We start from the raw sequence: 9,890 nt of genomic DNA on the forward strand, positions 1-9,890 counted from the left end.
GTCTGTGCTGGAATCTCGCCCCTGATAAACTTATGTGGGTAGCGCGCGTTAATGATGCAAACGCTTCAGTTTTCACGCCTGGTGCTGGACTGGTACGATAAATTCGGCCGCAAGTCACTGCCCTGGCAGCAGGAAAAATCTCTTTATAAGGTATGGCTGTCTGAAGTGATGCTGCAACAAACGCAGGTCGCTACCGTCATTCCCTACTTTGTGCGCTTTATGGCGCGCTTCCCCACGGTGACCAGCCTGGCTAATGCGCCGCTTGATGAAGTGCTGCACCTGTGGACGGGTCTGGGTTATTACGCGCGCGCGCGAAATCTGCACAAAGCCGCGCAACAGGTGGCGCAACGACACGGCGGCGTATTCCCACAAAACTTTGATGACGTAGCCGCCCTGCCGGGCGTGGGGCGCTCCACGGCGGGCGCGATACTCTCACTGGCGCTCGGCCAACATTATCCTATTCTTGATGGCAACGTGAAGCGAGTGCTGGCACGCTGCTATGCAGTATCCGGCTGGCCGGGGAAAAAAGAGGTGGAAAAACGTCTGTGGCAAATTAGCGCTGATGTCACGCCTGCGGCAGGCGTGGCGCAGTTTAACCAGGCGATGATGGATCTTGGCGCGATGGTATGCACCCGCACGCGCCCAAAATGCGAGCTATGTCCGTTAAAAAGCGGCTGTGAGGCCTGCGCCAGCGCAAGCTGGGCCAGCTATCCCGGGAAAAAGCCAAAGCAAACGCTGCCGGAACGTACCGGCTACTTTTTACTGATGCAGCACGATGGCGAAGTGTTTCTGGCGCAGCGCCCGCCAAGCGGGCTGTGGGGCGGCCTGTTTTGCTTTCCGCAATTTGAAAGCGAAGAAGCGCTGCGCGCCTGGGTCGCCTCACGCAGCATTGCCGGCAGGCTGACGCAACTTACCGCGTTTCGCCATACTTTTAGCCACTTCCATCTGGATATCGTCCCCATGTGGCTTTCTGTGTCCAGCGCGGGCGCCTGCATGGATGAAGGCGCGGGTCTCTGGTATAACTTAGCGTCGCCGCCATCTGTCGGCCTGGCGGCACCTGTAGAGCGCCTGTTGCAACAGTTACGCAGCGAGCCGGTTCCGTGCTGCGCTGCGCAGTCTAATGAGGATTAACGATGAGTCGAACCATTTTTTGCACTTACCTGCAGCGCGACGCTGAAGGCCAGGATTTTCAGCTATACCCCGGCGAACTTGGCAAGCGCATCTATAACGAAATATCTAAAGAAGCGTGGGCGCTGTGGCAAAGCCGCCAGACTATGCTTATCAATGAAAAAAAACTCAACATGATGAACCCGGAGCACCGTAAACTGCTGGAGCAGGCAATGGTCGATTTCCTGTTTGAGAAGAAGGATATTCATATTGAGGGGTATACGCCGCCAGAAGAGTAAAATATATCCCATTGCTGTTATCGCCGTCCGCAACCGGAAATCGTAAACGCGTCCTGCTTACCCGCTCGCGCGTGAAGCGCCCCGCGGGCGGATAAAGCCTGAACACTAATCTGACTCACACGCCCTACATCATGAAAAAACTTTTAGCGCTGGCGCTGGCGGCACCCTTGCTTATCTCCTGCTCAGGTAAAAAAACCGTCACTTACCATGAGGAATGGGTTAAGGATACCAACGGCTTTGATATTCTTATGGGCCAGTTTGCTCATAACATTGAGAATATCTGGGGCTTTAATGAAGTACTCATCGCAGGCCCGAAGGACTATGTAAAATATACCGATGGCTATCAGACCCGCAGCCATATCAACTTTGAAGCGGGTACGATTACCATTGAAACGATCGCCGGTACCGATCCGCAGGCGCACCTGCGCCAGGCCATTATTCTTACGCTACTGATGGGCGACGATCCGGGGAATATCAATCTCTATTCCGACGCTAACGATATTCACATTTCAAAAGAGCCTTTCCTGTATGGGCAGGTGCTGGATAACACCGGCGAACCCATTCGCTGGGAGTGGCGCGCCGGGCATTTTGCCGACTGGCTGCTGCAAAACCGGCTACAAAGGCGCACCAGCGGGCTGCATGTGATCTACAGCATTACGCTAAATCTGGTGCCAAACCACCTCGACAAGCGCGCGCACAAATTCCTGCCTATGGTGCGGGATGCATCGCGTAAATATGGTGTGGAGGAGTCGTTGATTCTGGCAATTATGGAAACAGAATCAAGCTTTAACCCTTATGCGGTCAGTAGTTCTGACGCGCTTGGCCTGATGCAGATTGTGCAGCGTACCGCCGGTTTAGACGTATTCCGCGCTCAGGGCAAAAGCGGCAAACCAGGCCGCAGCTATCTGTTCGACCCGGCAAACAATATTGACACAGGAACCGCCTATCTGGCGATGTTGGGCAATGTTTATCTGTCTGGCATCAACGACCCCACCTCGCGCCGCTACGCGGTCATTACAGCCTATAACGGCGGTGCGGGCAGTGTGCTGCGCGTATTTAACAACGACAAGACGCGCGCTTTCTCCATTATTAACAGCATGGCGCCGGGCGATCTGTATCAGATGCTGATTACCCGCCACCCTTCCGCCGAGTCGCGCCGCTATCTGCAAAAAGTGGATACGGCCCAGCGCCACTACCGCCGGATAAACTAACCCTTCTCAGCACCATAACGTTGGTGCTGAGTCATTTCGCCCGCTGTGCGGCAAAACGGGCTTGCCGCACAGCAACACCACAAGCGCATACAGCAGCGAAATAATGAAAAAGAAAGATTGCGCCACCAGCCTTAAAAGCGCGCAGACGGGACATCGCACAGAATTGCGGCACTTGCATACGCCGGAGCATAAAAGACATTGACGCCCGGCGAGCTTTACGGTTTAATGCGCCCCGTTGCCCGGATAGCTCAGTCGGTAGAGCAGCGGATTGAAAATCCGCGTGTCCCTGGTTCGATTCCGGGTCCGGGCACCACGAATTCAGAAGCGCTTGTCAGTTCTTCAGGACGAACAATTGACAGGTTCAAGTGAGTCCACAAACACGCAATAACCGAAGGCTAAATGGTAGTTTTCTGTAGTGATACCATTACCCGGTTGTTGAGTAAAAGGCTCTTGAAAAGCCCGCTTGCTGCAACAAGCGGGCTATTTCACGTACAGCTTTTACAGAGTTTATCTACAAATGTCAAATTGTGTCAGCCCGACATCTCATCTCACCAGCTCCTGTTCCAGAATATCGCGCAGTGAATCAATATCCTCATCGATGTACTCCAGCGTGGAGCGCAAACTGGAATGGCCCAGCAGACGCTTAACCGCCTGAATATTCCTGTCCGGGGATTTCATCAGATTAGTCGCTATCGTGTGCCGAAAACGGTGTGGACTGACGGCAAACCGGCACTCTCTGGAAATGCGTCGGAAGAAAGCCCGTATTGGGTAAATCCCCATCTCCGTACTGCCATTTTCATATTCAGACCGTACTTTCCGTTTCAGGTCAAAGCGATTTACGTTGAAAAGCTGTTCATCCGGTTCCGCTCCTGCTGCAAACGAGCGTTCCAGTACCATCTTCAGCCGTGGATATAACACCGAAGTAATCGGGATACGAAACTCACGGTGGTTCTTTGAGCCTTCAGAAACCACATCAATCCAGCGCTCCTCCAGATTGACATCACACAGACGCACATGCAGCAACTGATTCTGGCGCATCCCGGTATAACTCAACGTATCCAGCACCGCCAGCCAGAACCAGGCGGGGTAACAGGCATTGGCCCGAACATTTATAACATTTGATTGAGCCAGTAACCTCTCTCTCTCGTTGTACTGCTCCATCACAATATAAATTGCTTTTATTTGCGCCGTTGAAAGTGTTTTTTTCTTTTTCTTCCCGACACGAACAACTGCTTTATTGAAGGGATTCTCTTCCTGAGTTAATAGCCTGGTTCTTATACCGAAATTAAATAAAGCCCGCATATGGGCAACTTTATTATTCCAGGTACATGCCTCTCGTTTCCTGGTAACAAGTATATATCTTCGCCATTCGAGCACTAGTGAATAGTCAACCTTCCCTGGTAAAGCTTTGCTGAATGTCTGAAAGGTCCGAACAACTTTACGGTAGCTCAGCTCTGTTGCCGGGCGAACAACACGATTAATGAAGTATTGATCCAATAATTGTTCGAATGTTACTCCTGACATACCATAACTCCCTATTTTTTTGAGGATATTATTGTTGCCAATGGATTATCCCCTGGAACGTCACGTCCTTTATAGAGGTTACTGGCGATGACAAGATAGCCAGACATCTTCAAATACCGTCCTGCTCCGGCCTTATTCTCCTTATCCTGGTAGAGACGACAGGTATACATTGCACCATTATCCTGCCGGTGTTTTCCCAACCGTTCAAACGCATTCTGTAAGATGGCTCTGTTGTCAGCAGGATAGTTATTTTCCTGTAAGAACTGGTGAAAAATACCTGGTGTACGAATAAAGGCAAAACCGCCGATGATATGTATCCGTGCATCTGATGTGTTTACGGTAAAACGACCTGAGCAACATCCCTCAGTCAACCATTGCCAGAACTGGTCACCAATGTCTGTTGAATCAGCAGAAACTGCGTCTTTCCCTGGCTCCGCCGGGACCGTAACTTCGTCTTTATCTACCATGCCCGGCACTTCGTGACCGTGACCGGAAAATCCCATAACTGCCAGCAAATCCCCCGTAAAATCTCCCTCCCCGTGCACGCATTCTTCAGAGGTTTTACTGACTGTATCTGCATTATCCAGGGCAGAGACCAGCTTTACCGGCGCTGCGTTTTCTGTCAAACACGGAGACGGGTTCGATCCAGGTGCTGTACCTGAGGGAGACGCCGCTGGCAGCAAAACTGTTTTAGTCGGAGCGGCTGGCTGGGAATCGGAGTGTGATGCAGGCAACGCACTTCCGATCGATATCCGGATAGCTTCCGATACAATGCCATTAATTATCCCTGATTCGTTACGGAACCCCGTCAGATAAAGCGATAATGTTTTAAGCGCCTCCGGCCAGTTGCTTAACCAGTGCAACGCTTCATCAGGAACTATTTTCCAGGCCCGCATCGCTGTCTGGCTCTGGAGTTGCATCGCATCGGTAACCGGCCTGAAGCGAAAGCGATAGGGTTCTTCAGGTTTAGTGTTAAGCGGCAGCCAACGCCTGCCGCTTTCCAGCTCAATCTCAATCTGGTTCAGCCCATCCAGTGATTGCGCCATTGCGGCATAGACAATCACCGCATTCCATGCTGTACTTTGCGTCGCCTGCTCTTCAGGAGGCACCCCCACGGGCAACAGGTAGTTCTTTGACAATCGCGCGGCATACGCCGTGGTTTCCAGCAGATAATCGACCATCCCACCCAGGCGGGCATGGTGTCCGTTCTCCGTGGCCGGGAACTGCTGCATCAGGGTAATGCAATGCTCAAGCGGCCGCAGGTAATACTGCTGATACATATCCTTAGGAAGAGAGGAATAATCCCACAGCATCTGTAACCATTTCGCGCGGTGCGGCAGAGTAAGCTGCTCACAAGCCAGCACTGGCGAATGATATCCATCGGGCACAGGGTGGACAAAGGAAGCAGGTTCTCCATCATTATCGTGCCTGGCAGAAGAAACAGGTAAATACCGGAGAAAGATCTTCAGCATTAGCCTTTCTCCTGCTCCGCACGCCACTTCAAATAATCCGTCACATGTATAAATCCCGCAGCGGCTGCATTTCGTTCCAGCAGCCAGGCTGTTTCTCCGGGTTTGACCAGCGCCAGCATATCGTCAGAATATGGGAGACCGGGCTTACTCAAAATTTTTTGCATCCGTGCTGTTTCCCAGGGTTTTTCTGCCCAATACCTTCGTATCGCGACATCCTCTTCCCCCATCAACCAGTAGAGAACGTTTTCGGTGACCGTCTCAACAGGAATTTGCAGGACACCGGCAATACGATGCCGCTCGTGTTCTTGCCACGTCTCCTGTTCCGCGATATCAGCCTGCCAGGCAGCATAATCATCATCAGATTGTCTGCGCCATTCAGCCTCCTGCCGCCGCTGGATTTCCGCATCCTGTCGCTGTTCTTCAGCCAGTTCCTGCTGAGCCAGCAGGCCCCGAATAATAACGTCATTCCAGTCAACGGGGGGAGGACAAAGCCCTGTCTGTACCAGACGCATATTCTGAACATCAATGAATCGGGTATCTTCAGCGGGAACCGGTGAAGTCATCACCGGGTCATTACTCACATCCTCAAGACCTGGTAATCCTTTTTTCTCGCGGCCACTTCCCGCGCGGTCCAGAAGATAACGCTCGCGCCAGGCTTTACCCCGGGTTTTACCCTCATTCTCAAGGCTGGTCGTATATTTCATCAACCAGATGTGCAGATACCGCTGGCGGGTTTCGCTTCTGTTGACGGTAATATCGTGAAAACGCTGATAGAAAGCCTCATCATGCCCACACTCCAGGCTGTCGCCTTCGTGGGCTATCTCATGCTCCAGCAGATTGAAAATATATGAGGCGACGTTAAGTGGCTCTTTTTTCAGTCGCCTGACTACATCGACGTTAAATGCAATATAGCTGTGTCCATCGGTCCAGGCCTCCGCACTATTTGAACTACCGATGAGAATATGAAACTGTTTCCCTCCTCTGCTCTGACCCGTTGAATATCGCTGCCCGCCGGTACATACGCGAGCATAATGGTAAAGACACCAGCGCAGCGTATTCCAGGCTCGCCGGTTCTCTTTATCCAGATCTTTTTCTGTCAATATCTGAGTACGTTCAATATAAGCGTCCCGCAAAGTAGAAAATGCAATTAACCCGGGTAACACAAGCGAACGTGCCAGATATGAGGTGTCATCAATAACCTGCCTCAGATTATTCTGAATACGTTGTACAGCATCCAGAAAATCCTGGCTGCTGTAACAGCCAAAACGGGATAATGTCTGAGGATGGACCGCCACAGCCACACCAGACCGGGCTATCACCTCCCCTTTTGGCACATCATAAGCATCTTCGATGACGGTGAATGCCCCACCGGGCTGTTGTACGGTACTACGGCATCTGGACAGGAATTCAGTCATTGAAATATGGCGCTTACCCGGCAGGATAGTGACCGCTTCCTCTTTCCAGAAAATCTCCTCAAGTTTCGGATCGCCCGCCAGTAGCGCCCGCGCCGATTTTTCTCGCCGTGCCTCCGTTTTGCGATGATCCCCCAGACGGGAAGCGAGTTCATCAGCCATGCGGCCAAACTGGCGGGCAATCACTTTCCATACCGGGCAGGTTTTGCGCAGAATCTCAGTGCGGGAAATATTCAGACCAATAACCTGCTTTGAAACAATGAGTCCTCCGGCCCCCCACTGGTGAGCAGAGTCATGACGAACCAGAACGCCCTGATTGTAAATCGATACTGATCCTTCAGCTTTAACCCGGTAATAGGCAACCTCGTCCTCAAAATCCCACTTTTCGCTGCGAGGATCGCGTGATATCTGTCGCCCGTTCAGCTCAACGCTAACGGGGGTATAACGTACAAGGTCACAAATCTCCTGGACTGCCGACATTAATTCTATTTCAGTCATCGGCTCATACCACTGACCGCTGATCGTGCATCCGGAAACGGTAAGAGTCTCGTTCTCCTCCAGCTCATAGTTATAGCCCATTGAGCGGGTATCGACTGTCATCGTCCAGGCATTAGACCGCCAGGTCGTACTGGCGTGCGCCATAATCTGCCCACAGCCAAGACGAAAGCGTCCATAAGTAGCATCCCCATCGTTATGTGGGGTGCCAAAGCGGCCAAAATAGCGCACCACGTCTTCACGACTGGCAAAACCATTACCATTATCCCGGCACTCAAAACCGTCGCGTGCTAACGTCAGTACAACACCGGAGGCCTGTGCATCAACGGCATTCATCAGCAGCTCGATGATAGCTTTGCCAATAGAGCCAGCCTGGCTGTAAATGATGTGGTGAATAATCTGGGGATCGAGTTCGAAAGGAAGTCTCATAGCATCGCCTTGTTCTCCTGAAATGGGAGTTCCACTTTATGAAGAAGCTAAACGACTACAACAAACAAACCTAAATGGGATTTTATAATTTAACGTCATAAAAAACGCCCCAATACTACCGGGGCGCTCAGTGAATTGTTGCTCAGGCGGCCAGCGCCTGCTCACGTAAGATAAGGTATTCAAAAGCTTCCCGGGCAAAGCGGCTTGCCTGGAAAATGACCCTCTTGTCTTCTTTCAGCGCTTTCAGCCATGATGCTATATAGCTCTCGTGCTGAATATCGCCCTGGATACCCAGTTCAGCACACAAAAATGCCGAACCGATTTCCGCTACAAGCTCCTCAAATGCATATACAGGGTCACCGAAGCGGCGTGAGGAAGAAGTAACGCCTTCTCGCGCCAGCCGGGAAATATGCCCTGTAGAATGCACCAGCTCATGCAGCAGCGTGCTGTAGTAATCTGCCGGGTAATCGAACTGCCCGGCTTCCGGCATAACAATACGATCAACGCCAGGGTTGTAGAACGCCCGGTTCTGCGGCAGGTGCACCACCGGCACGCCGCTGCGGACAATCACTTGTTCTGCCCGCCCGATGCGCTCAATATCATGCACTTCCGATATAACCGCTTCATCACCGGACATACTCACCGGCATCAGCAGTTTCGGGGGTAAATTTTCACACTGTTCAATATTGAACAGATGAAAACAGGTCATGAAATTTCGCTGTGAAACTATCGCCTCTCCCTGCTCGTCTAAAAGTGGCTTACCTTTCTCGTCAGCCTCTTTTTTCTCGAACGGTTTGAACAGCGTGACCAGCGTGGATTTCTCCCCTTTGCGTACATTGCCCCCGGCGTCCTGCGCCTGTTTGAAAGTCAGCCAGCGGTGAGAGACAAAACCTTTCTCTGCCGCATCAATCCACAGCAATAGTACGTTTATACCGCTGTAGGGCCGCCCCGTGACCGCATTGGCGGGTAATCCACCTATACGGGTTGTACAGCCATCGGCATTACGCCACGGTTTGCGCCAGGGTGACGTTCCTTTTTCCAGAGCCTCGATGATTTTATCGGTGACAATCTGGAACAAATCCTGACGCGTCCCCGCTTTCCGTTTCCGGCTGGTTGGTTTATTAGTCATATGCAATCCCCTGCAATAAAAAACAGGGGACTGCTCCCAAACGGGGAACAATCCCCCGTTTGGGCTAGAGTAAAAATCAGTCTATCGCGGCCATAATTTCGACCGATTCAGAGTGATCCAGCGCATAATCACGCAAAGCGTGATAAAGCAGGATGTCTCTGCAAAAGCCTCTGCCGTCATAGTGCCTGCATAACCATTTCCGGCTACGCTGACGCCATAAGTCCGACGGGAGTTTGGGACAAGATAGAATCCATTGTTTGACAACACCCGGCCTTCCCACTGACTGGTTTCATCATATTCATCACCCAGACGCTCAGCCCACGCAAAGAACGGAGCCACGCGACAGGGGGTATGCAGATATTTCAGAAGAACCAGACCAAAGGGAACGGGCTGCATGTCAATCATCGTTACGTTATCCATAACAAATCTCCCTACCACCAGGCCCAGAACACCAGGATTCGCCGTTCAAAATCGAATGACTCCAGTATTCGGCTGCACCAGGTTTTTACTTCGTCTACATCCTTCCAGTACCAGTCTCCATAGTCCTGTGAACCGAAGAAAAAACCTTCACAAGTTGGAAAAACCTCTGTGCAGTTTTGGCTTGTCAATCTTTCCAGGTCATCATGTAATATTTCCAGATGAGTTCGCTGGATAAGTAACTCTTCGCAGTTTTCCACCGATCCGACATGGCTTTCTATCCAGCCGACCAGCGCGTTAACTTTGCGAAAATAGCCCACTTCAGTACGTTCTGTTTGAGTGCTATTTTTCTCTCTGGCTATTAGACGTCAACTAGTTTTGCCGACTGGCGCCAA

Annotated in this window: 9 protein-coding genes and 1 tRNA gene; 4 read left to right on the plus strand and 6 right to left on the minus strand. The window is 51.5% G+C overall.

Going from position 1 to position 9,890, the window contains the following annotated elements; genetic code table 11:
- Positions 1-54: 54 nt before the first annotated feature.
- The 4 genes from mutY (at position 55) to JJB97_RS12725 (ending at position 2,930) form a co-directional block, all read left to right on the plus strand.
- Positions 55-1,131, plus strand: coding sequence for an A/G-specific adenine glycosylase (gene mutY / locus JJB97_RS12710; RefSeq protein ID WP_238714380.1), 1,077 nt, complete (start codon positions 55-57; stop codon positions 1,129-1,131).
- 2 nt (positions 1,132-1,133) lie between these two features.
- Positions 1,134-1,406, plus strand: a complete 273-nt coding sequence (locus tag JJB97_RS12715) for an oxidative damage protection protein (RefSeq protein WP_238714373.1) — start codon at positions 1,134-1,136, stop codon at positions 1,404-1,406.
- A 128-nt stretch (positions 1,407-1,534) separates the two neighbouring features.
- Positions 1,535-2,617: a membrane-bound lytic murein transglycosylase MltC gene (gene mltC, locus JJB97_RS12720; protein WP_238714381.1), complete on the plus strand. Its 1,083-nt coding sequence runs from the start codon at positions 1,535-1,537 to the stop codon at positions 2,615-2,617.
- A gap of 237 nt (positions 2,618-2,854) precedes the next feature.
- Positions 2,855-2,930, plus strand: a tRNA-Phe gene (locus JJB97_RS12725).
- A 230-nt stretch (positions 2,931-3,160) separates the two neighbouring features.
- On the opposite strand, the gene JJB97_RS12730 is transcribed toward JJB97_RS12725, so the two are convergent.
- The 6 genes from JJB97_RS12730 to JJB97_RS12755 all read right to left on the minus strand — a co-directional run bounded on the left by JJB97_RS12730 (position 3,161) and on the right by JJB97_RS12755 (position 9,815).
- Positions 3,161-4,141 (minus strand): tyrosine-type recombinase/integrase, encoded by a 981-nt coding sequence (locus JJB97_RS12730; RefSeq protein ID WP_238714374.1) that lies wholly within the window; start codon positions 4,139-4,141, stop codon positions 3,161-3,163.
- A gap of 11 nt (positions 4,142-4,152) precedes the next feature.
- The gene (locus tag JJB97_RS12735) at positions 4,153-5,613 is read right to left on the minus strand and encodes a TraI domain-containing protein (protein WP_238714375.1); all 1,461 of its coding nucleotides are present in this window, start codon (positions 5,611-5,613) and stop codon (positions 4,153-4,155) included.
- Positions 5,613-7,949, minus strand: coding sequence for an ATP-binding protein (locus JJB97_RS12740; protein ID WP_238714376.1), 2,337 nt, complete (start codon positions 7,947-7,949; stop codon positions 5,613-5,615). Before JJB97_RS12740 ends, JJB97_RS12735 begins: the two co-directional genes overlap by 1 nt.
- 142 nt (positions 7,950-8,091) lie before the next feature.
- Positions 8,092-9,078, minus strand: coding sequence for an ArdC family protein (locus JJB97_RS12745; protein WP_238714377.1), 987 nt, complete (start codon positions 9,076-9,078; stop codon positions 8,092-8,094).
- Between the two features lie 81 nt (positions 9,079-9,159).
- On the minus strand, positions 9,160-9,498 hold the full coding sequence (locus JJB97_RS12750; RefSeq protein ID WP_238714378.1) for an antirestriction protein: 339 nt from the start codon (positions 9,496-9,498) through the stop codon (positions 9,160-9,162).
- Between the two features lie 11 nt (positions 9,499-9,509).
- Entirely contained in the window at positions 9,510-9,815 is a 306-nt protein-coding gene (locus JJB97_RS12755) for a hypothetical protein (RefSeq protein WP_238714379.1), read from the minus strand.
- Positions 9,816-9,890 lie beyond the last annotated feature (75 nt).

Origin of the sequence: Tenebrionibacter intestinalis (genome assembly GCF_016632365.1) — a bacterium.
In the GTDB taxonomy this organism is placed as follows: Bacteria; Pseudomonadota; Gammaproteobacteria; order Enterobacterales; family Enterobacteriaceae; genus Tenebrionibacter; species Tenebrionibacter intestinalis.